Origin of the sequence: Pseudomonas sp. GD03875, from assembly GCF_029840585.1 — a bacterium.
Lineage (GTDB): Bacteria > Pseudomonadota > Gammaproteobacteria > Pseudomonadales > Pseudomonadaceae > Aquipseudomonas > Aquipseudomonas paralcaligenes.
In genome coordinates, this window is the sequence record NZ_JAOCCV010000042.1 from 18,441 (window position 1) to 39,565 (window position 21,125).

Consider the following 21,125-nt stretch of genomic DNA (forward strand, 5'->3'; position numbering starts at 1 on the left):
GCCGGGGCCGCTCGCTCGATCAGTCGGTGGCTGCCTGGCAGCCGAGCAGGTCGTCCTCGGTGACGACCCATTGCTCGGATTCGGTGATGTGCACGTCTTCCAGAGTGCACTCGTCGCCGTCCTCGTCCACCAGGCGGATATCCCAGTTCCCGGACTCGACGCCGGTGAGGGTCAGGGAGTCGCCCTGTTCGAGCACGTCTTCCCCCAGGTGGTCCTCGCCCCAGTTGTCCTGGCTGGCCGGGGAAAAGTAGATCTCGTGCAGCTCCCATCCCGACTGGTTGACGATCTGGACGGTGGCGTCGGCCATGGCGATGGCGCTGGACAGGGAAACGAACGCGAGAGCGAGGGTCAGCGGGTGCTTCATGGACGGCTCCATCCACAGTCGAGGGGAGAGCCGATGGTGGTGGCCGGCGGGTGAGGCTGTCAATGTCAGATTGCTATCACTTTCATGACCTGCGGCCCGCTCGTGATCGGCTCTTACGAAGAAGTCTGCCGCCCCCGGAGAGGCGGCAGCGGGGGGAGGGTCAGTAGCGCAGCCTGGCGCTCCAGTCCTCGTACTCGGTCGGCTGCTTCAACTGCACGCGGAACTGCTCGGCCTCGGCGGCGTTGCCGGTCCACAGGTAGAGGTGGTCCTTCCAGCTGCCGGAGGGCCAGCGCAGCAGGTAGTAATCGGTGCCGCGCACGGTGTCGCGGTCGAGCAGGCGCACCAGGTCACCGTCGGCCAGGCAGCCGGTGGGCTTGTTCGGCAGCTCGATGCGCAACTGGTTGGAGGAATCGCCGGCCTTGGGGTAGTAGGCGTAGTTGCCGCCGCCACCGCCCAGCCACCAGTTCAGCCAGTGGCCGCGATGACGCACCGACTCGATCTCCAGATAGTCGCCGCTGCGGATGCAGAAGCTCACCGGGTAGTGCCAGTTGCGCAGGCTGAACAGGCTTTCCGCCTCGCTGCCGTCGCCGGTCACCCGCAGCCAGTCGTTGGCCTGGCCGGCGCTGGTGCGCAGGGTCTTGCCGTTGCTCTGGCTGCGCAGGGTGACCTGGCCGTAGCGGTTCTCCCGCGGCTTGGCGGCGCGGGTCGGGGTGCCGGCGTCGGCGCGCACGAAGGCGGCCACCGGCGAGTGGTCGGAGTAGTCCTGGAACTGCCAGGTGGCGCCGGCCTGGGTCACGCTCCAGCGCGGCGAAGGGACGTCCAGCGCCTGGTTGTGCCAGTAGTCCGGCTGGCCGTGGTGGCGCGAGACGAAGATGTAGTCCAGGTATTCCGGCGCGTGGTTGGGGTACTGGTAGTGGGTGATGCCATTGCGCCGGGTGTCGAAGGTGGTGTCGCTGCCGGCGAAGCTGTTCGGCGCATGCACCTGCAGGCGGTCGAGCATGTCGTGGTATTCGGCGGTGTCGCGGATGACGTTGAAGTCGCCGCCGATGAACAGCACCTCGTTCGGCGCGATGCCCTTGCTCTCGATGAAGGTGCGCATCTCGTCGAACTGGCTGGCGCGCACCGCCGCGCCCTTGCCGTCGGAGCAGCCGGTGTCGGCCGCCTGGGCGTGGGTGCCGATCACGTGCAGCGGCTGACCACCGCGGTCGAGGCGGACGTAGACGAAGCCCTTGTTGGAGAAGTAGTCGGCGCCGCAACCCTGGGCGTAGACGTACTGCACCCGCTCGCGGATCGGCCAGCGGCTGACGATGGCCACGCCGCCGTCCTCCGGCGTGGTCTCGGCGTAGGCGCCGAGGGTGGCGTCCCAGCCGTTGCGTGAACGGCCGAGGATGGGCGTCTGGTGCGGGTATTCCGCCTTCAGCCCGTCGAGCAGGATGGCGGCGGCCGGGTTGTCGAACAGTTCGTTGAGGATCACCGCGTCCTGGCCCTTCATGTAGTCGGCCTGGGCGATGAGGCGGGCGCGGGTTTCCTGGCCCCAGCCGGGCTTGAGCGTGGCGGGCAGGAAGAACACGTTGTGGGCCAGCAGCTTGTACTGGTCACCGGGGGCAGCCGATGCCGGCGCGATGGAGAAGTGGAGCAGGGCGAGGGTGCAGCAGGCGAGCGTGATGGACTTCATCCTGAAGGACTCCTGTGGCCTTTACGGCCTCTTGTCGGTGGCGTTCCCGGTCTGGAATAGACCAGGCGCCCGAAGAATCCTGGAGCACTGTTACAGTTTTGCAAGGCGCGCACGGCGTGCTCATGACAGCGCCGTTTCATCTCTGGTCTAGGCCAGTCGCCGCGCCCGCCGGGCTTCGCGTCCGGCGCCGAACAGGCTATAAGGCTGGCCCGACCTTCTCGCCGGATTGCGCCTTGCTCGATTTCTCCGTCTACCTCGGCCTGTTCCTCGCCGCCTTCGGCGCCGCCAGCCTGCTGCCGCTGCAGTCGGAGGCGCTGCTGGTCGGCCTGCTGTTGGGCGGCGGGCAGCCGGTGGCCGTGTTGCTGGCGGTGGCCAGCGTCGGCAATGTGCTGGGTTCGGTGTTGAACGCGGCGCTGGGACGGGGCATCGAGCGCTTCCGCGAGCGGCGCTGGTTCCCGGTGAGCGCCGCGCGCCTGGAGCGGGCCAAGGCCACCTATAGGCGTTACGGGCGCTGGTCGCTGCTGCTGAGCTGGGTGCCGGTGATCGGCGATCCGCTGACCCTGGTGGCGGGGGTGATGCGCGAGCCCTGGTGGAGCTTCCTGCTGCTGGTCGGCCTGGCCAAGACCGGCCGCTACCTGGCGCTGGCCGCCATCACGCTGGGCTGGGCCCCACTGGATTGGGCCTGACCCGAGCCGCGTTCACTCGCGGTAGAACACCTGGATCAGGTGATAGCCGAACTGGGTCTTTACCGGGCCGTGCACCTCGCGCAGGGCCTTCTTGAAGATCACCTGATCCACCGCGCGCACCATCTGGCCCGGGCGCACCTCGCCCAGGTCGCCACCCTTCTTGCCGGAGGGGCAGGTGGAGTACTTCTTCGCCAGCACGTCGAAGGCCTCGCCGGCGGCGATGCGCTTCTTTAGGGCGGCCGCTTCGGCTTCTGTCTTCACCAGGATGTGGCGGGCCATCGCCTTGGGCATGATCGGCTCCTCATTTTGCGAAGGCGCTATTGTGCCAGCAATTCGTACGCCATCAGAATGACGCCAATTTTCAGGCCAAACGCTCCGGCCAGGCTGGCCTACCTTGTTAACGTGATTCGGATGGAAGCGCGCGCGATGGACCTCACCCAGATGCTGAAAATCCTGTCCAGCCAGGACGGTTCGGACCTCTACCTGTCCACCGGGGCGCCGCCCTGCGCCAAGTTCAACGGCGTGCTCAAGCCGCTCAGCCAGGAGCCGCTCAAGCCCGGCGACGTGGCCGCCATCGCCGCCGGGGTGATGGATGCCGAGCAGCGCGGCGAATTCGAGAAGGAGCTGGAGATGAACCTGGCCATCTCGATACCCAACGTCGGCCGCTTCCGCATCAACATCTTCAAGCAGCGCAACGAGGTCTCCATCGTCGCGCGCAACATCAAGATGGAAATCCCCAAGTTCGAAGACCTCAAGCTGCCCGAGGTGCTGCTCAAGACGGTGATGGAGAAGCGCGGCCTGGTGCTGTTCGTCGGCGGCACCGGCTCGGGCAAGTCGACCTCCCTGGCGGCGCTGATCGACTACCGCAACCGTAACAGCGGCGGTCACATCATCACCATCGAGGACCCGGTGGAGTACGTGCACCGGCACAAGAAATCGATCATCAACCAGCGCGAGGTGGGGGTGGACACCCGCAGCTTCCACGCCGCGCTGAAGAACACCCTGCGCCAGGCACCGGACGTGATCCTGATCGGCGAAATCCGCGACCGCGAGACCATGGAGCACGCCCTGGCCTTCGCCGACACCGGCCACCTGGCCATCTCCACCCTGCACGCCAACAACGCCAACCAGGCGCTGGACCGGATCATCAACTTCTTCCCCGAGGAGCGCCGCCCGCAGCTGCTCAACGACCTCGGCAACAACCTGCGCGCCTTCGTCTCCCAGCGCCTGGTCAAGACCGTCGACGGCAAGCGCCGCGCCGCCGTGGAAGTGATGCTGGGCACGCCGACCGTGCGCGACATGATCAAGCGCAACGAGTTCTCCGAACTCAAGGAGATCATGGAGAAGTCGAAGAACCTCGGCATGCAGACCTTCGACCAGGCGCTGATCGACCTGGTCCACGAAGGGGTGATCGACGAGGAAGAGGCGGTGAAGAATGCCGACTCCGCCAACAACGTGCGCCTCAAGCTCAAGCTGTACCGCGACAACCCGGCCAACGCAGCCGCCAGCACCGCCGCTGCCAAGCCCGCGCCCGCCCCGGTGGCCGACGTGGCGAGCTGGGGCATGGAGCTGAAGCTGGAGGACATCGAGGAGGAGAGCCCGCCGGAAGACCCGGGGCGGCAGGGGATCTGAGAACGGGCCGGGGCGATGCGGGGCGCCCCGGCCATTGCCGTCAGTAGGGGCAGTTCTGCCGATACTCGGAAATGGCGTAGTCGGACTCGTGGTTCGGTCCGCAGAGGAACTGGCTGTAGCGGCTGTCGAAGTCGATGAAGCGCTTCATCCATGCGATGCCGTACATGCCCAGCAGGTCCTCGTTCGGGTAGCCGGAGTTGGCGCAGAAATGCGAACCGCCGTAGATCTCCAGGAAAGCCTTGGGCGTGGAGGCCGGAATCCGGTTGTAGAACGGCGAGGCATGCTGGTACACCGGGGCCACCGTGTCGGCGCTGCAGGCCAGGATCAGGGCCGGGGTATTGATGGTGTTGAAGGTGTTCGAACCCAGGTACCAGGGCGCCTGCGGGATGATCGCGTTGATCGAGCGCTGGGTGGACAGCTTGAGCGAGCCGCCGCCGCCCATGGACCAGCCGATGGCGCCCAGCCGGCTGCTGTCGACCTTGCCGTAGATCGGGCTCGACGAGGAGCCGCTCTGGGAGATCAGGTAGTCCAGCGCCTTGCTGAGCTGGGTGGCCCGGCTGTCCGGCTGGTCGTAGATCGAGTTGGTGTTCATGGTCATCACCACGAAGCCGTGGGAGGCCAGGCGCGGCCCCCACCATTCGATGCTGCTCTCGTACGACAGATAACCGGGAATGACGGCGATGGCGCCCATCTTGCCGCTGGTGTTCGTCGGGTAGTAGACGGTGCTGTTGCCGAAGCCTTTGAGATACCCGGAGACCGAGAACTTCGCGGTGCTGAACGGGCCGGAGGATGCCTTGAGAGAGGCCACGGTGGGCGCCGGGCCACGTGTGCAGTTACTGCAGGGAGCGGAGGGGCCTGGGGCACTGAACGCATGGGTACTGACCAGCAGCGAGGCGATAAGTAGTGTCGTTCTGGCAAGTATTGCCTTGATTTCCATGTCATTACCTCATTGATCTTGTTGTTATTGCCGAAAGCGATGACGGCTGCTTGCGAGTGCAAGCTGGCTGGGAAACTAGCAGCCCTCTGAATGTGCTCTCAATGTCGGGGTGTTCTCAGTTCGTACAAATATTCCCTGTGTACGGCTGTAGTGCTTTCGATGGATTGCACTGACTCTTTCACTAATCCATAAGAAGTAATCGGAGAGTGGTTTCCAGTATTCGAGTGAATGTCTGATGACAAGGGCTGCAGGGCCATCTATCTATATCTTCGCGCATGATGTTGAGTGGCTTGCCGTATATAAGAACAACAAGAAAGAGTTGATAAGCGTTGTCCGCAGAATGTGAAAGACTTCCTGCCCTGGTCTATGTATCGAACAGACGCTACCTGTACCTCGGCCGCAACCAGTTGCATATACGGGACCTGCATTCGGCCGCCTCATCCCTCATGGTGTGCCTGGAGGGTTGCGTAAGGTTCCGCACGCCCTGCGACGAGCGCTGGATCGGCGCGCGGAGCGTGCTGATTCCGGCCGGCAGCAGGCTATCCATCGATAATCGGGAAGCGGTGCTGGCCGCCTGTTATCTGGATGCGGGCACAGCCGATCTGCAATTGCTGAGACGCCAGATGCGTTCGATCCATCGAGGCGTCTTCCACCATCACAGGCATGAAGGCCAGTTGATCGAAGACCTCCGCCAACTGCGTGATGCACAGCCCTGTTTCGACGGCGCTCAGGAGCGGGTCGAGCACCTTGTCCGGCGATATTCGGAAGGCATCGATGCCGCGGTCGATCCCAGGGTCACCCACATCATCGAGCGGTTGCGCGATACCGCCGCGCTCAATATTTCCGTCAAGTTGCTGGCCAGTGAAGTGGGCTTGTCGGAGTCCGGCCTCATAAAGCTCTTCAACTCGCATGTGGGCGTGCCGATCCGCAGGCATCGCCTCTGGTATCGCCTGATCGATTTCGTGACCCTGTCGTTATCGGGAATGCCTTCGGCCGCAGCCATCAAGACAGCCGGATTCACCGACGCCGCGCATCTTTCCCGTTGCTACAGTGGCTTCTTTGGCGTCAATCATTCCTATGCGTTTTCGAGGAATACCTTGGCCAAGTATGTGATCGATCCTCGAAGGCAAATGGCCGTCAAGATTTAGCATCGGCACTCAAGCGTATGCCATTGGCAGATTACTATCTGCTTTTATCGAGATAATGACCGAGGTTGTTGAAAACAAAGTATGGAATCAGTGAGGCAATCAGCCAGATCCACTGATGGCTATAGGCGGCCCAGGCCCAGCATCCCCATGCCCAAAGAACGACGGAAGTCTTGAGTATCTTGAACATGCGACTTCTCAAGGAAGAGATACTGAATGATTACGAGAATAATTAGGCGACTCTGAGCAGTGGCTACTGATTTCGCCTGTTGGCCTCATTCCTCCCACAGCAGTGCTTCGACTTCATCGTATTTTGCGGATACCGAGATAAACACGTCGCCCCAGCCGCTGCCGAGGCTGACCTCCTGCAATGGCCCCGTGGGAACGAACAGCCAAGAGACCATCGCCCTTTCCGGCAAGGCGCCATTCCCCAAGGTGGCGATCAGTTCCACGATCTCCTGTTTCGCCTCGTGTTCATCATTCCAGGATGACCAGAGGAAATCGTTGTCGGGCAGCGAGAGCAGTTCCAGGACCGATTCAAGGATATGAACGAGACTTTCCCGAGGGTTATCCCGGTCGATGTCTTCTCGAATAAGCTGTCGGGTGCGGTCCAGATTCATGGGTTGTCACGGATGGAATGGAAGAAGGCACGAACGTAGCCCGTCAGGCTTCAGGGACCAAGGGTGGCGGCGCTGCGGGGCGCCGCCGGGGAGGGATGGTCAGTCCCGCAGATCGGGCAGGTCGCGGTACAGCTCCAGCGCCTGCGGGTTGGCCAGGGCGTCGGTGTTCTTCACCGGCTGGCCGTGTACCACGTTGCGCACGGCCAGTTCGACGATCTTGCCGCTGATGGTGCGCGGGATGTCGGCCACCTGGATCACCTTGGCCGGTACATGGCGTGGCGTGGTATTGGCGCGGATGGTGGCGCAGATGCGTTGGCGCAGCGCATCGTCCAGGGGCACGCCGTCGCGCAGGCGCACGAACAGCACCACGCGCACGTCGCCCTGCCAGTCCTGACCGATGGCGATGGACTCCAGCACTTCCTCGACCTTTTCCACCTGGCGGTAGATTTCCGCGGTGCCGATGCGCACGCCGCCGGGGTTGAGTACCGCGTCGGAGCGGCCGTGGATCACCAGACCGCCGTGGGCGGTTTCCTCGGCGTAGTCGCCGTGGGCCCAGACGCCGGGGAAGGTCTCGAAGTAGGCGGCGCGGAACCTGGCGCCGTCGGCGTCGTTCCAGAAGCCCACCGGCATCGAGGGGAAGTGGCGGGCGCAGACCAGCTCGCCTTTCTCGCCGGTCACCGCCTGGCCGGCGTCGTTCCACACCTGCACGTCCATGCCCAGCCCCTTGCTTTGCAGCTCGCCGCGCCACACCGGCAGCACCGGGTTGCCGAGGGCGAAGCAGGACACGATGTCGGTGCCGCCGGAGATGGAGGACAGGCACAGCTCGGCCTTAATGTCGCGGTACACGTAGTCGAAGCTCTCGTGGGCCAGCGGCGAGCCGGTGGAGAAGATCGCCCGCAGGCTGTCCAGGCGATGGCTGTCGCGCGGGCGCACGCCGGCCTTCTCCAGGGCGGCCAGGTACTTGGCGCTGGTGCCGAAGTGGCTGATGTCCTCGGCGTCGATCAGGTCGATCAGGCGCTCCGGACCCGGGTGGAAAGGCGAGCCGTCGAACAGCACCAGGGTGGCGCCGACGGCGAGGCCGGAGGCCAGCCAGTTCCACATCATCCAGCCGCAGGTGGTGTAGTAGAACAGCCGGTCGCGCTCGCCCAGGTCGCTGTGCAGGCCGAGTTCCTTGAGGTGCTGCAGCAGGGTACCGCCGACGCCGTGGACGATGCACTTGGGCACGCCCGTGGTGCCGCTGGAATAGAGAATGTAGAGCGGCTGTTCGAAGGCCACCGGAGTGAACTCGGGCTCGCCGTCGGGCTGATAGAAGTCGCCCCACAGGGCGGGTTGAGCAACTGACTTGTAATCAGTTGTTCTGGCCTCGGGCCGGGAGTAGGGCACCACCACCAGCTGCTGCAGGGTCGGCAGCTGGGCGAGGATTTCGTTGAGCTTGTCGGTCAGGTCCAGGTGCTTGCCGGCGTAGCGGTAGCCGGCGGCGGCGATCAGCACCTTGGGTTCGATCTGGCCGAAGCGGTCGATCACGCCCTGGGTGCCGAAGTCCGGCGAGCAGCTCGACCAGGTGGCGCCGAGGCTGGCGGTGGCGAGCATGCCGACCACGGTCTGCCAGGTGTTGGGCATGAAGGCCGCGACCCGGTCGCCGATGCCCACGCCGGCCGCCTTCAGGCTGCGTTGCAGGCCGGCGACGTGGGCCGCCAGGTCGGCGTGGCTGAGCACTTCGCGCGAGCCGTCCTCACCGATGGCGATCAGCGCCGGCGTGCCGTCGCGGCGGCGCAGCAGGTGCTCGGCGAAATTCAGCGTGGCGCCAGGGAGCCAGTGGGCGCTGGGCATGGCCACACCCTCGCGCAGCACAGCTTCGGGCTGGGCGCCGAAGCGTACCTCGAAGAAGTCGGCGATGGCCTGCCAGAAGGACTCGCGCTCGCTCACGCTCCAGGCGTGCAGGGCCGGGTAGTCGGCCAACTGCAGGCCGTGCTGCTGGTTGACGAAGCGGCGGAAGGCATCCATGCGGGTGGCGGCGATGCGTTCGGCAGAAGGGGTCCAGAGCGGTTGCAGCATCTCGATTCCTCGATGGTTCTTGTTGGCCCTAGCCTAAGGCCTGGGGCGAGGCGATGGCGCATCTGCCTCACATGGCACGATGCCTGTCGCGGCTTCTGGCCGTGCGCCAGGCGCTACGGGGCACGCTCGCCGCCGTGGCGAGGCTTTACAGGCTGTCAGGAAAAGCTGACAGCGATCAGGCGCGGGCCAGGTAAGCCCTGGCCACCCGCGAGCCGTTATCGCGGCCGAGCACCTGGCAGATGCGCGCGCCGGCGGCAATCAGCCGCTCCATGTCGATGCCGGTGTGGATGTCCAGACCCTGCAGCAGGTAGAGCACGTCCTCGCTGGCGACGTTGCCGGTGGCGCCCTTGGCGTAGGGGCAGCCGCCGAGGCCGGCGACCGAGGCGTCGAACACAGCGATGCCCTCCAATAGGCTGGCGTAGATATTGGCCAGGGCCTGGCCGTAGGTGTCGTGGAAGTGCCCGGCCAGCTTGTCGCGCGGGATGTCGCGGCCGACCACCTCGAACATCGCGCGGGTCTTGCCGGCGGTGCCGGTGCCGATGGTGTCGCCCAGGGACACCTCGTAGCAGCCCATGGCGAACAGCTCGCGGGCCACGGCGGCGACTTGCTCGGGCGCCACTTCGCCCTCGTAGGGGCAGCCGAGCACGCAGGACACATAGCCGCGCACGGTGATTCCGTGGGCCTTGGCCGCTTCCATCACCGGCACGAAGCGCTCCAGACTCTCGGCGATGGAGCAGTTGATGTTGCGCTGGGAGAAGGCCTCGCTGGCGGCGGCGAATACCGCCACTTCCTTGACCCCGGCCTCGACGGCGGCCTCGAAGCCCTTGAGGTTGGGCGTGAGGGCGCCGTAGATCACTCCCGGCTTGTACTGGATGCCGGCGAACACTTCGGCGCTGCCGGCCATCTGCGGCACCCATTTGGGCGAGACGAAGCTGCCCACCTCGATGTAGCCCAGGCCGGCGTCGCTCAGGTCGTCGGTCAGGCGCACCTTGTCGGCCACGCTGATCGGCTGTTTCTCGTTCTGCAGGCCGTCGCGCGGGCCGACTTCGACCAGGCGGACGTGTTGCGGCAGGTTCATGAGGTATCTCCGTAGGGTGCGCCGTGCGCACCGTGTTTTCCGATGGGGACGCACCCTACGTGGTGGGAGCCGGTTCCAGCTCAACCAGTGCGGCGCCTTCGCTGACCAGCTCGCCCTCGACGCAGTACAGCGCCTTGACCGTGCCGGCGTGGGGCGCGCGGATGCTGTGCTCCATCTTCATGGCTTCCAGCACCACTAGCGCGGCACCGGCTTCCACGGCCTGGCCGGGTTCGACCAGCACGCGGACGATACTGCCGTTCATCGGTGCTGTCAGCCCGCCATGCTGGGCGTGGCTGGCTTCGGCCTCGGCGATCGGGTCGACGCGGCTTACCTCGTGCAGGCGACCCTGCCATTCCAGATAGAGCGCATCACCCCGGCGGATCGCCCGGTGTGCGCGGCGCAGGCCATCCTGTTCGGTCCACAGTTGTTCGTCCAGCAGCTTCGACTGCAGCGGGCCACGCAGATGCACGGTGTGACGCTGCTCGCCGCTGCGCAGGTGCAAATCGGTTTCCGCGCTCAGGCCGGAGCGCCAACCACTGCTGGTAGCCCAGGGCGAGTGATAGTCCTCATGGTTACGGCGCAGCGCCTCGCTCTGCAGCCAGGCCTCGGCGGCCAATTGCCAGAACTCGGCCGGCAGCTCGGTCACGGCCGGCAACAGTTGTTCCTGGTGACGGGCGATAAAGCCGGTATCCAGTTCCGCGTTGGCGAAGGCCGGGTGGGCCAGCACTCGGCGCAGGAAGGGCAGGTTGCTGGCGAAACCGCCGACGGCGGTTTCCTCCAGCATGGCCAGCAGGCGCTGGCGGGCCTGCTCGCGGTCCTCTCCCCAGGCGACCAGCTTGGCCAGCATGGGGTCATAGAAGGGCGAGACGGTGTCGCCCTCGGCCACGCCGCTGTCCACGCGGCGGCCTTCGCCGGCGGCTGGTTCGCGATAGAGCTTCAGGTCGCCGGAGGCAGGCAGGAAGTCGTTATCGGTGTCCTCGGCGTACAGGCGCACTTCGATGGCGTGGCCATTCAGCGGCACCTGCTCCTGAGTGATTGGCAGCGCCTCGCCACGGGCCACGCGGATCTGCCAGGCCACCAGGTCGAGGCCGGTGATGGCTTCGGTAACCGGGTGCTCAACCTGCAGGCGGGTGTTCATTTCCATGAAGAAGAACTGGCCGCGGGCATCCAGCAGGAACTCCACGGTGCCGGCGCCGACATAGCCGATGGCCTGGGCGGCCTTGACCGCCGCCTCGCCCATGGCGCGGCGCAGTTCGGGCGTCAGGCCCGGGGCCGGAGCTTCCTCGACCACCTTCTGGTGGCGGCGCTGGATCGAGCAGTCGCGTTCGTTGAGGTACAGGCAGTTGCCGTGGCTGTCGGCGAACACCTGAATCTCCACGTGGCGCGGCTGCAGCACGTATTTCTCCACCAGCATGCGTGAGTCGCCGAAGGCCGACTGGGCTTCGCGCCGGGCGGATTCGAGCGTCTCCGCGAGCTGATCCTCCGTTTCGACCACCTTCATGCCCTTGCCACCGCCACCGGCGGCGGCCTTGAGCAGCACCGGGTAGCCGATGCGCTCGGCGGCGACCCGGAAGGTCTCCACGTCCTGGGCTTCGCCGTGGTAGCCGGGCACCAGCGGTACGCCGGCGTCTTCCATCAGCGCCTTGGCCGCCGACTTGCTGCCCATGGCGTCGATGGCGGAGGCGGGCGGGCCGAGGAAGATCATCCCGGCGGCCTCGATGGCGCGGGCGAAGCCGGCGTTCTCGGAGAGGAAGCCGTAGCCCGGGTGGATGGCCTGGGCGCCGCTGGCCTTGGCCGCGGCGATGATCTTGTCGACCAGCAGGTAGCTGTCGGCCGGCTTGGCGCCGCCGAGGTTCACCGCGATATCGGCCTCGCGCACGTGGCGCGCCTGGGCGTCGATGGCGCTGTGCACCGCCACGGTCTTCAGGCCCTGGGCCTTGGCGGTGCGCATCACCCTGCAGGCGATCTCGCCGCGGTTGGCGACCAGCAGGGTATCGATATGCGTGCGGCTCATGCTTGCGGCTCCTGCCAGGCGGGCGTGCGTTTTTCCAGGAAGGCGTTGAGCCCTTCCTGGCCCTCGGGGCTGACGCGAATGCGGGCAATGGCGTTCTCGGTGTAGCGGCGCAGGGCCGGGCTGAGTACGCCGCTGCCGACCTCGCGCAGCAGGTCCTTGCTGGCCTGCATCGCCTGCGGGCTGTTGAGCAGCAGGTTGTTGACCCAGCCTTCGACCTGGGCATCCAGCTCGGCGGCCGGGTAGGCCTCGGCCAGCAGGCCCAGTTCACGGGCGCGGTTGCCTGAGAAACGCTCGGCGGTCAGTGCGTAGCGGCGCGCGGCACGCTCGCCCAGGGCCTGGACCACGAACGGGCTGATCACTGCCGGGGCCAAGCCGATGCGCACTTCAGAAAGGGAGAACAAAGAGTCCTCGGTTCCGATGGCCATATCGCAACAGCTCACCAGACCCACCGCACCGCCGAAGGCCGCGCCTTGGACTACGGCCAGGGTGGGGATCTTCAGGCCGTTGAGGTTGTACATCAGCTCGGCCAGCTCGCGTGCATCGTTGAGGTTGGCGTTGTAGTCGAGCCTGGCGCTGGCTTGCATCCAGGCCAGGTCGGCGCCGGCGGAGAAGTGCTTGCCGCGCCCGCGCAGCAGCAGGAAGCGCAGGGTCTTGTCGGCGGCGATCACGTCGATGGCGAGGATCAGCTCGCGGATCATCTCGGCGTTGAAGGCGTTGTTCTTGTCCGGACGGTTCAGCCACAGGGTGGCGAAGCCGCGCGGGTCGGTTTCAAGCTGTACGGTAGTGAAGTCGGTCATGGCGGCTCCAGGCAACTCGGTTGTGCGCCCTCTCCCTCTGGGAGAGGGCTGGGGTGAGGGTCTAGGGCGAGTTGCACATGGCATCCCTCACCCCCGGCCCCTCTCCCAAAGGGAGAGGGGAGTAAAAGGCCTTACATGCGGAACACCCCGAAGGTGGTCGGCTCGATGGGGGCGTTGAGGCTGGCGGACAGGGCCAGGCCGAGGACGTCACGGGTCTGCGCCGGGTCGATCACGCCGTCGTCCCACAGGCGGGCGCTGGAGTAGTAGGCATGGGCCTGCTGTTCGTACTGGGCGACGATGGGCTGCTTGATGCGCGTCTCTTCTTCGTCACTGAACGGGTGGCCGGAACGAGCCGCCTGTTCGCGCTTGACCTGTACCAGCACGCCGGCGGCCTGTTCGGCGCCCATCACGCCGATCCGCGCGTTGGGCCACATCCACAGGAAACGCGGGTCGTAGGCGCGGCCGCACATGCCGTAGTTACCGGCGCCGAAACTGCCGCCGATGATCACGGTGAACTTCGGCACCCGGGCGCAGGCCACGGCGGTGACCAGCTTGGCGCCGTGCTTGGCGATGCCGCCTTCCTCGTATTTCTTGCCGACCATGAAGCCGGTGATGTTCTGCAGGAACAGCAGCGGGATGCCGCGCTGGCAGGCCAGTTCGATGAAGTGCGCGCCTTTCTGCGCGGCCTCGGCAAACAGGATGCCGTTGTTCGCCAGGATCGCCACCGGGTAACCGTGGACATGGGCGAAACCGCAGACCAGGGTGGTGCCGAACAGCGCCTTGAACTCATCGAACTCGCTGCCGTCGACCACGCGGGCGATCACCTCGCGCACATCGAACGGCTGCTTGGTATCGGCCGGGATCACCCCGTACAGCTCGTCCGTCGCGTGCAGCGGGGCGAGCGGGGTGCGGCTCTGCAGCTGGCCGAGCTTGCGCCAGTTGAGATTGGCGATGCTGCGGCGGGCGATGGCCAGGGCATGCGCGTCGTCGTCCGCGTAGTGGTCGGCCACGCCGCTGGTCTTGCAGTGCACGTCGGCGCCGCCCAGTTCCTCGGCGGTCACCACTTCACCGGTGGCGGCCTTCACCAGGGGCGGGCCGGCGAGGAAGATGGTGGCCTGGTTGCGCACCATGATGGTCTCGTCGCTCATTGCCGGCACATAGGCGCCGCCGGCGGTGCAGGAGCCCATCACGACCGCGATCTGGGGAATGCCCATCGCGCTCATGTTGGCCTGGTTGAAGAAGATGCGGCCGAAGTGCTCGCGATCCGGGAACACCTCCTCCTGGCGCGGCAGGTTGGCGCCGCCGGAGTCCACCAGGTAGATGCACGGCAGGCGGTTCTGCTGGGCGATGGTCTGGGCGCGCAGGTGCTTCTTCACGGTCAGGGGGTAGTAGCTGCCGCCTTTCACCGTGGCGTCGTTGGCGATGATCATGCACTCGACGCCTTCCACGCGGCCGATGCCGGCGACCACTCCGGCGGCCGGCACGTCCTCGCCGTACACCTCATGGGCGGCCAGCTGGCCGACTTCGAGGAAGGGCGAGCCGATGTCCAGCAGGCGGTTGATGCGTTCGCGCGGCAGCAGCTTGCCGCGCGATGTGTGGCGCTCCTGGGCCTTGGCGCCGCCGCCTTCGTGGACGCGGGCGAGCAGGGCGCGCAGGTCGTTCACCTGGGCGAGCATGGCTGCCTGGTTGGCGGCGAACTCCGGCGAGCGGGTGTTGATCTGGGTATGCAGGATGGCCATATGTTGCTTCCTGTAGGGTGCGCCATGCGCACCATGCGATGTTCCCGGTGCGCGCGGCGCACCCTACGGTTGCCCGCGTGTTACTTGGTCTCGTTGTACAACTCGCGGCCGATCAGCATGCGGCGGATCTCGCTGGTGCCGGCGCCGATCTCGTACAGCTTGGCGTCGCGCAGCAGGCGGCCGGCCGGGTATTCGTTGGTGTAGCCGTTGCCGCCGAGCAGCTGGATGGTATCGAGGGCCATCCTGGTGGCCATCTCGGCGGTGTAGAGGATCACCGCCGCGGCGTCCTTGCGCGATTCCTCGCCGCGGTCGCAGGCCTTGGCCACGGTGTACAGGTAGGACTTGGAGGCGTTCATGCCGGCGTACATGTCGGCCAGCTTGCCCTGTACCAGCTGGAACTCGCCGATCGACTGCTTGAACTGCTGGCGCTCGTGCACGTAGGGCACCACCACGTCCATGCAGGCGCTCATGATCCCGGTCGGGCCGCCGGAGAGCACGGTGCGCTCGTAGTCCAGGCCGCTCATCAGCACCGCCACGCCACGGCCTTCTCCACCGAGGATGTTTTCTTCCGGCACTTCCACGTCCTCGAACACCAGCTCGCAGGTGTTGGATCCGCGCATGCCCAGCTTGTCCAGCTTCTGGTGGCGGGAGAAGCCCTTGAGGTCGCGCTCGACGATGAACGCGGTCATGCCGCGCGAGCCGGCGTTGATGTCGGTCTTGGCGTAGATCACGTAGGTGTTGGCGTCCGGGCCGTTGGTGATCCACATCTTGTTGCCGTTGAGCACGTAGCGGTCGCCGCGCTTCTCGGCGCGCAGCTTCATCGACACCACGTCGGAGCCGGCATTGGGCTCGCTCATGGCCAGGGCGCCGACGTGCTCGCCAGAGCACAGCTTGGGCAGGTACTTGAGCTTCTGAGCATGGGTGCCGTTCTTGCGGATCTGGTTGACGCACAGGTTCGAATGCGCGCCGTAGGACAGGCCGACCGAGGCCGAGGCGCGGCTGATCTCCTCCATCGCCACCACGTGGGCCAGGTAGCCCATGTCGGTGCCGCCGTACTCCTCTTCCACGGTCATGCCGAGCAGGCCCATGTCGCCGAACTTGCGCCACATGTCCATGGGGAACTCGTTGTCGCGGTCGATCTGCGCCGCACGCGGGGCCAGCTCGGCCTGGGCGAACTGGTGCACCGAGTCGCGCAGCATGTCGATGGTCTCGCCGAGACCGAAGTTGAGGGTCGGGTAGCTCATGGTGCACCTGCTTTTATTGTCGTGGGGTGCGCCGCGCGCACCGGGTCTGTTGGGTAGGGACTCGGCCTGGACGGCCACGCGCACCCTACGCGGTCGTCTCGGCCAGCGCCGCCAGGCAGCGTTCTTCGGCAGTGTCCAGCTCCAGCTGCATCTGTTCGATGTCCAGCAGCTGTTGCTCCAGCTGGGCGCGGCGGGCGGCGATCTTGCTCATGAAGGTCTCCAGCTGTCTGCGATTACCGCTGGCGGGGTCGTAGAGGTCGATCAGCTCCTTGCACTCGGCGAGGGAGAAGCCGATGCGCTTGCCGCGCAGGATCAGCTTGAGGGCCACCAGGTCCTTGGGCCGGTAGATGCGCTCCTGGCCGCGGCGCTCGGGGGCGAGCATGCCTTGCTCCTCGTAGAAGCGGATGGCGCGGGTGGTGACGTCCAGCTCGCGGGCCAGATCGGAGATCGAATAGGTGATAGACATGACCGGCTCTCATTTACCTTTACGTTAACGTAAACTTGTGCCAGCCTGACTGTCAATCTCGGGCTCCGGCCCGATTCGACATTCATCGCTGGATGAGGAGTGGGCTGTGCGCATCGAAGATTCCGTGTTCCTGATCACCGGCGGCGGCTCTGGCCTCGGCCTGGCCACCGCCCGCGAGCTGGTGGGCCAGGGCGCCAGGGTGCTGTTGCTGGACATCAATGCCGAGGCCGGCGCCAGGGCCGCCGCCGAACTGGGCGAGCGGGCGCGCTTCCTGCGCGCCGACATCAGCAGCGAGGCAGATGGCCGTGCCGCTGTGGAGGATGCGCTACAGGCCTTCGGAGCCGTACACGGGCTGGTCAACTGCGCCGGCATCGCGCCGGCCGAGAAGGTCATCGGTCGTAACGGTGCCCACGGCCTGGACAGCTTCCGCCGCACCATCGAGATCAACCTGATCGGCAGCTTCAATATGCTGCGCCTGGCCGCCGAAGCCATGGCCCGTAACGAGCCGAACGAGGGCGGTGAGCGCGGCGTGATCATCAACACCGCCTCGGTGGCAGCCTTCGACGGGCAGATGGGGCAGAGCGCCTATTCCGCCTCCAAGGGCGGCGTGGCCGCCATGACCCTGCCGGCGGCGCGCGACCTGGCTCGCTCGGGCATCCGCGTGATGTGCATCGCGCCGGGCATCTTCGAGACGCCGATGATGGCCGGCATGCCCCAGGAGGTGCAGGATTCCCTGGCCGCCAACGTGCCGTTCCCGCCGCGCTTGGGGCGTCCGGCCGAGTACGCCGCGCTGGTCCGCCATATCGTCGAGAACGCCATGCTCAACGGCGAGGTCATCCGCCTGGATGGCGCGCTGCGCATGGCAGCCAAGTGAGGTGAGCCGATGATTCCCGCCGAACAGGACATCCTGATCCGCGACATGGCCCGCCAGTTCGCCCAGGAACGGCTGAAGCCCTTCGCCGCCGACTGGGACCGCGAGCACCGTTTCCCCGTAGAGGCCCTGAAGGAAATGGCCGACCTGGGCTTCCTCGGCATGCTGGTACCGGAGGAGTGGGGTGGCGCGCAGACCGGCCACCTGGCCTACGCCATGGCCCTGGAGGAGATTGCCGCTGGTGATGGCGCCTGCTCGACCATCATGAGCGTGCACAACTCGGTGGGCTGCATGCCGATCCTCAAGTTCGGCAGCGAGGAGCAGAAGCAGCGCTTTCTCCAGCCCCTGGCCAGTGGCGCCATGCTCGGCGCCTTCGCCCTGACCGAGCCCCAGGCCGGCTCAGACGCCAGCGACCTGCGCACCCGCGCTCGGCGCGATGGCGATCACTACGTATTGAACGGCGCCAAGCAGTTCATCACCTCCGGCAGCCACGCCGGGCTGGTGATCGTGTTCGCCGTGACCGACCCCGCGGCCGGCAAGAAGGGCATCAGTGCATTCATCGTGCCGACCGACACGCCCGGCTACTCGGTGGTGCGGGTGGAGGACAAGCTCGGCCAGCACGCCTCGGACACCTGCCAGATCCAGCTCGACGAAGTGCGCATCCCGGCGTCGTTGCGCCTAGGCGAGGAGGATGAGGGCTATCGCATCGCGTTGAGCAATCTGGAAGGAGGGCGCATCGGCATCGCCGTGGCGCGGCAGATGGTGCATCACGCCGCGGCTTTGCGCGAAGCCGGCCAGCCCTGCCTGACCGAGGCCTCGATGGCCAAGCTGTTCGCCTCGGAAATGGCGGAGCAGGTCTGCTCGGCGGCGATCCAGACCCTGGGTGGCTACGGCTACCTCAAGGACTTCCCGGTGGAGCGCATCTACCGCGATGTGCGCGTGTGCCAGATCTACGAAGGCACCAGCGACGTACAGCGGATGGTGATTGCGCGCAGCCTGTGAGTGCTCCCCGCCTGTGGGAGAGGGGCCGGGGTGAGGGTTTTTCCAGGCTATTCCGAGCCGCCTATGATGCCCTCACCCCGCTTCAGGGAGTATCGAATCAATCCCCGGTGCGCACGGCGCACCCTACGGTCCAGGACCGCGTCAGACCGGCTCCGGAGCCTTCTTCTCCTGGACGATGATCTGTTGGGCCAGCTCGATCAGCTGCTCGCGCATCCAGCGGTTGGCCGGGTCCTGGTCGGTGCTCTCGTGCCAGTACAGGTGGGTCTCCAGTGCCGGCACATCGTTTACCGGCAGGTCGACGAAATGCAGGCCGTGGCGGCGGGCAAAGCGCTCCGGAACGGTCATCGCCATGTCGGTGTTGTGCAGCACGGTGGAGGCCATCAGGTAATGCTGCGAGCGCAGGGCGACCTTGCGCTGCAGGCCCATCTTGCCCAGCGACAGGTCGATGTAGCCGAGGCCGCTGCGGCGGCTGGAAATCTGGATATGGGCCAGCGACAGGTATTCGTCCAGGCTGATCTTGTCCTTGGCCAGCGGATGGCGGGGGCGCATGGCGCAGACGTAGCGGTCCTCCATCAGCTTGACGTGGCGTACCTGCGGATCGGTGTTGAGCGGAGCATCCACGGCGAAGTCCAGGCGGCCGGCGGCCAGTTCCTTGGTGGTCTCGCGGCGCTTGGACTGGAAGCTCTCGATCTGCACCGCCGGAGCCAGGCGGCGCAGGCGCTGGAACAGGGACGGCAGCAGAATCTGTTCGGACAGGTCGGTCATGCTGATGCGGTAGGTCTTGTTCGCCTGCTTGGCGTCGAAGGTGCGGCTCTCCTGCACCGACACCCGCAGCAGCTGCAGGGCGTTGCGCACTGGGCCGATGATGTTCTGCGCCATGGGCGTGGGCACCATGCCCTGGGCGGTGCGCACGAACAGCGGATCGTTGAAGGTCTCGCGCAGGCGGGCCAGGGCGTTGGACACGGCTGGCTGGGTGATGCCGACGATCTGCCCGGCGCGGGTCAGGTTGGCCTCGGTATAGATGGCATCGAAGACGATGAAGAGGTTGAGGTCTACCTTGTTCAAGTTCATGGCCTTCTCCGCGGGATCAAGCCTCATCACATATTGCTTATGAATGTTGATAAGGCAGGAAAATAGCTTAGATAAATCGTGGGTGCTGTTCTAGCATCATTCCCCATCGAAGCCAACCACCAAGGTGTCCCCATGGATTTCGCCTACTCCCCCAAGGTCCAGGAACTGCGTGAACGCGTCACCGCCTTCATGGAAGCCCACGTCTACCCGAACGAAGCGGTGTTCGAGCAGCAGGTCAACGAAGGCGATCGCTGGCAGCCGACCGCGATCATGGAAGAACTCAAGGCCAAGGCGAAGGCCGAGGGGCTGTGGAACCTGTTCCTGCCGGAATCCGAGTACGGCGCCGGCCTGACCAACATGGAATACGCGCCGCTGGCCGAGATCATGGGCCGCTCGCTGATGGGCTCCGAGCCGTTCAACTGCTCCGCGCCGGACACCGGCAACATGGAGACCCTGGTGCGCTACGCCAGCGAGGCGCAGAAGCAGCAATGGCTGGAGCCGCTGCTGTCCGGCGAAATCCGTTCCGCCTTCGCCATGACCGAGCCGGGCGTGGCCTCCTCGGATGCCACCAACATGCAGGCCAACGCCGTGCGCGACGGTGACGAGTGGGTCATCAATGGCCGCAAGTGGTGGACCTCCGGCGCCTGCGACCCGCGCTGCAAGATCATGATCTTCATGGGCCTGACCAACCCGGACGCGCCGCGCCACCAGCAGCACTCGATGATCCTGGTGCCGACCGATACCCCCGGCGTGAAGATCCTTCGTCCGCTGCCGGTGTTCGGCTACGACGACGCCCCGCACGGCCACGCCGAAGTGCTGTTCGAGAACGTGCGCGTGCCCTACGAAAACGTGCTGCTCGGCGAGGGCCGTGGCTTCGAGATCGCCCAGGGCCGCCTCGGCCCGGGTCGTATCCACCACTGCATGCGCTCCATCGGCATGGCCGAGCGCGCGCTGGAACTGATGTGCAAACGCTCCGTCAGCCGTACCGCCTTCGGCAAGCCGCTGGCGCGCCTGGGTGGCAACATCGACCACATCGCCAACTCGCGCATCGAGATCAACCAGGCCCGCCTGCTGACCCTCAACGCCGCCTACATGATGGATACAGTGGGTAACAAGGTGGCGCAGAGCGAGATCGCCCAGATCAAGGTGGTGGCGCCCAACGTCGCGCTGAACGTGATCGACCGCGCCATCCAGATCCACGGCGGCGCCGGTGTCTCCAACGACACCCCGCTGGCCTACTTCTACGCCATGCAGCGCACCCTGCGCCTGGCCGACGGCCCGGACGAAGTGCACCGCGCCGCCATCGGCAAGTTCGAGGTGGGCAAGTACGTGCCGCGCGAAGCGATGAAGGCCAGCCGCTGAGGCTGGTCCCGTAAACAGGAAGAGGCCCGCTAGCGCGGGCCTTTTCGTTTCCGCTCGAGACACCCGGCGAGATGCGGCGGACATCCCAGAATCGGGATTCAAGATGAGACCTGTTCGGCGTTTATGGCACGGGCCTCCTTGTTGAGGCTGTCTGCTTCGGGTGAAATCCGCGCACTTGAAACGACCGTCGCTGGAGGGTGACGGTCAGCGTAGCTTGCAGGGAGGCGGGCAGATGAATCGAGTCCTCAATGTCACCACGGTATTCGGTGACGATGCGCTGCGCTTTTCGACCCTGAACGGCCACGAGGAAATCTCCCGGCTGTTCGACATGACGCTGGTCATGAAGAGCGAGCAGAAGGGCCTGGAT

19 protein-coding genes are annotated in these 21,125 nt (G+C 65.8%); 6 read left to right on the top strand and 13 right to left on the bottom strand.

The genetic code is table 11. The features are described from left to right. Positions 1-19: 19 nt before the first annotated feature. Both N5D30_RS23860 and sph read right to left on the bottom strand, forming a co-directional pair. A complete protein-coding gene (locus N5D30_RS23860) occupies positions 20-364 on the bottom strand; it encodes a hypothetical protein (protein WP_279910962.1) in 345 nt (114 codons plus the stop codon). A gap of 160 nt (positions 365-524) precedes the next feature. Beyond that, positions 525-2,039, bottom strand: coding sequence for a sphingomyelin phosphodiesterase (gene sph, locus N5D30_RS23865; protein ID WP_279910963.1), 1,515 nt, complete (start codon positions 2,037-2,039; stop codon positions 525-527). Between the two features lie 233 nt (positions 2,040-2,272). On the opposite strand from sph, the gene N5D30_RS23870 reads away from it, so the two are divergent. Further along, entirely contained in the window at positions 2,273-2,725 is a 453-nt protein-coding gene (locus tag N5D30_RS23870) for a DedA family protein (protein WP_279910964.1), read from the top strand. A 12-nt stretch (positions 2,726-2,737) separates the two neighbouring features. On the opposite strand, the gene N5D30_RS23875 is transcribed toward N5D30_RS23870, so the two are convergent. Beyond that, positions 2,738-3,016, bottom strand: coding sequence for a peptidylprolyl isomerase (locus tag N5D30_RS23875; protein ID WP_279910965.1), 279 nt, complete (start codon positions 3,014-3,016; stop codon positions 2,738-2,740). Between the two features lie 135 nt (positions 3,017-3,151). Here N5D30_RS23875 and N5D30_RS23880 point away from each other — a divergent pair, with 135 nt between their 5' ends. Then, positions 3,152-4,357: a PilT/PilU family type 4a pilus ATPase gene (locus N5D30_RS23880; protein WP_279910967.1), complete on the top strand. Its 1,206-nt coding sequence runs from the start codon at positions 3,152-3,154 to the stop codon at positions 4,355-4,357. A gap of 40 nt (positions 4,358-4,397) precedes the next feature. Here the strand turns inward: N5D30_RS23880 and N5D30_RS23885 are convergent, their stop codons facing one another. Then, positions 4,398-5,165, bottom strand: coding sequence for a hypothetical protein (locus tag N5D30_RS23885; protein WP_279910968.1), 768 nt, complete (start codon positions 5,163-5,165; stop codon positions 4,398-4,400). Positions 5,166-5,623: 458 nt separating this feature from the next. On the opposite strand from N5D30_RS23885, the gene N5D30_RS23890 reads away from it, so the two are divergent. Next, on the top strand, positions 5,624-6,442 hold the full coding sequence (locus tag N5D30_RS23890) for an AraC family transcriptional regulator (RefSeq protein ID WP_279910970.1): 819 nt from the start codon (positions 5,624-5,626) through the stop codon (positions 6,440-6,442). Positions 6,443-6,714: 272 nt separating this feature from the next. Here N5D30_RS23890 and N5D30_RS23895 read toward each other — a convergent pair whose 3' ends face one another. The 8 genes from N5D30_RS23895 to N5D30_RS23930 all read right to left on the bottom strand — a co-directional run bounded on the left by N5D30_RS23895 (position 6,715) and on the right by N5D30_RS23930 (position 16,452). Then, positions 6,715-7,059: a hypothetical protein gene (locus N5D30_RS23895; protein ID WP_279910971.1), complete on the bottom strand. Its 345-nt coding sequence runs from the start codon at positions 7,057-7,059 to the stop codon at positions 6,715-6,717. A gap of 99 nt (positions 7,060-7,158) precedes the next feature. After that, positions 7,159-9,114, bottom strand: a complete 1,956-nt coding sequence (locus N5D30_RS23900) for an acetoacetate--CoA ligase (protein ID WP_279910972.1) — start codon at positions 9,112-9,114, stop codon at positions 7,159-7,161. Positions 9,115-9,289: 175 nt separating this feature from the next. Beyond that, positions 9,290-10,192, bottom strand: a complete 903-nt coding sequence (locus N5D30_RS23905; RefSeq protein ID WP_279910973.1) for a hydroxymethylglutaryl-CoA lyase — start codon at positions 10,190-10,192, stop codon at positions 9,290-9,292. A 55-nt stretch (positions 10,193-10,247) separates the two neighbouring features. Then, entirely contained in the window at positions 10,248-12,206 is a 1,959-nt protein-coding gene (locus N5D30_RS23910) for an acetyl/propionyl/methylcrotonyl-CoA carboxylase subunit alpha (protein WP_279910975.1), read from the bottom strand. Then, on the bottom strand, positions 12,203-13,003 hold the full coding sequence (locus tag N5D30_RS23915; RefSeq protein ID WP_279910976.1) for a gamma-carboxygeranoyl-CoA hydratase: 801 nt from the start codon (positions 13,001-13,003) through the stop codon (positions 12,203-12,205). Before N5D30_RS23915 ends, N5D30_RS23910 begins: the two co-directional genes overlap by 4 nt. A 131-nt stretch (positions 13,004-13,134) precedes the next feature. Then, positions 13,135-14,742 (bottom strand): carboxyl transferase domain-containing protein, encoded by a 1,608-nt coding sequence (locus N5D30_RS23920; RefSeq protein WP_279910977.1) that lies wholly within the window; start codon positions 14,740-14,742, stop codon positions 13,135-13,137. A gap of 80 nt (positions 14,743-14,822) precedes the next feature. Further along, positions 14,823-15,986 (bottom strand): isovaleryl-CoA dehydrogenase, encoded by a 1,164-nt coding sequence (locus N5D30_RS23925; RefSeq protein WP_279910979.1) that lies wholly within the window; start codon positions 15,984-15,986, stop codon positions 14,823-14,825. Between the two features lie 85 nt (positions 15,987-16,071). Continuing rightward, positions 16,072-16,452 carry a MerR family DNA-binding transcriptional regulator gene (locus N5D30_RS23930; RefSeq protein WP_279904850.1) on the bottom strand — a complete coding sequence of 127 codons (381 nt, stop codon included), beginning with the start codon at positions 16,450-16,452 and terminating at the stop codon, positions 16,072-16,074. A gap of 106 nt (positions 16,453-16,558) precedes the next feature. On the opposite strand from N5D30_RS23930, the gene N5D30_RS23935 reads away from it, so the two are divergent. Beyond that, positions 16,559-17,326: a 3-hydroxyacyl-CoA dehydrogenase gene (locus N5D30_RS23935; protein WP_279910980.1), complete on the top strand. Its 768-nt coding sequence runs from the start codon at positions 16,559-16,561 to the stop codon at positions 17,324-17,326. Between the two features lie 9 nt (positions 17,327-17,335). Further along, positions 17,336-18,325 carry an acyl-CoA dehydrogenase family protein gene (locus N5D30_RS23940; RefSeq protein WP_279910982.1) on the top strand — a complete coding sequence of 330 codons (990 nt, stop codon included), beginning with the start codon at positions 17,336-17,338 and terminating at the stop codon, positions 18,323-18,325. A gap of 141 nt (positions 18,326-18,466) precedes the next feature. On the opposite strand, the gene N5D30_RS23945 is transcribed toward N5D30_RS23940, so the two are convergent. Further along, complete coding sequence (locus N5D30_RS23945) at positions 18,467-19,396, bottom strand: LysR family transcriptional regulator (protein ID WP_279904847.1); 930 nt, start codon at positions 19,394-19,396, stop codon at positions 18,467-18,469. A 132-nt stretch (positions 19,397-19,528) separates the two neighbouring features. Between N5D30_RS23945 and N5D30_RS23950 the strand changes: the two genes are divergently transcribed. Then, positions 19,529-20,758: an acyl-CoA dehydrogenase gene (locus N5D30_RS23950; protein ID WP_279910983.1), complete on the top strand. Its 1,230-nt coding sequence runs from the start codon at positions 19,529-19,531 to the stop codon at positions 20,756-20,758. Positions 20,759-21,125: the final 367 nt, after the last annotated feature.

Excerpts from the sequence above, each read along its gene's own strand:
- N5D30_RS23930 (WP_279904850.1), bottom strand. The coding sequence starts at position 16,452 with ATGTCTATCACCTATTCGATCTCCGATCTGGCCCGCGAGCTGGACGTC.
- N5D30_RS23945 (WP_279904847.1), bottom strand. The coding sequence starts at position 19,396 with ATGAACTTGAACAAGGTAGACCTCAACCTCTTCATCGTCTTCGATGCC.
- N5D30_RS23900 (WP_279910972.1), bottom strand. The coding sequence starts at position 9,114 with ATGCTGCAACCGCTCTGGACCCCTTCTGCCGAACGCATCGCCGCCACC.
- N5D30_RS23895 (WP_279910971.1), bottom strand. The coding sequence starts at position 7,059 with ATGAATCTGGACCGCACCCGACAGCTTATTCGAGAAGACATCGACCGG.
- N5D30_RS23920 (WP_279910977.1), bottom strand. The coding sequence starts at position 14,742 with ATGGCCATCCTGCATACCCAGATCAACACCCGCTCGCCGGAGTTCGCC.
- N5D30_RS23925 (WP_279910979.1), bottom strand. The coding sequence starts at position 15,986 with ATGAGCTACCCGACCCTCAACTTCGGTCTCGGCGAGACCATCGACATG.
- N5D30_RS23875 (WP_279910965.1), bottom strand. The coding sequence starts at position 3,016 with ATGCCCAAGGCGATGGCCCGCCACATCCTGGTGAAGACAGAAGCCGAA.
- N5D30_RS23940 (WP_279910982.1), top strand. The coding sequence starts at position 17,336 with ATGATTCCCGCCGAACAGGACATCCTGATCCGCGACATGGCCCGCCAG.
- N5D30_RS23880 (WP_279910967.1), top strand. The coding sequence starts at position 3,152 with ATGGACCTCACCCAGATGCTGAAAATCCTGTCCAGCCAGGACGGTTCG.
- N5D30_RS23860 (WP_279910962.1), bottom strand. The coding sequence starts at position 364 with ATGAAGCACCCGCTGACCCTCGCTCTCGCGTTCGTTTCCCTGTCCAGC.
- sph (WP_279910963.1), bottom strand. The coding sequence starts at position 2,039 with ATGAAGTCCATCACGCTCGCCTGCTGCACCCTCGCCCTGCTCCACTTC.
- N5D30_RS23905 (WP_279910973.1), bottom strand. The coding sequence starts at position 10,192 with ATGAACCTGCCGCAACACGTCCGCCTGGTCGAAGTCGGCCCGCGCGAC.
- N5D30_RS23915 (WP_279910976.1), bottom strand. The coding sequence starts at position 13,003 with ATGACCGACTTCACTACCGTACAGCTTGAAACCGACCCGCGCGGCTTC.
- N5D30_RS23950 (WP_279910983.1), top strand. The coding sequence starts at position 19,529 with ATGGATTTCGCCTACTCCCCCAAGGTCCAGGAACTGCGTGAACGCGTC.
- N5D30_RS23910 (WP_279910975.1), bottom strand. The coding sequence starts at position 12,206 with ATGAGCCGCACGCATATCGATACCCTGCTGGTCGCCAACCGCGGCGAG.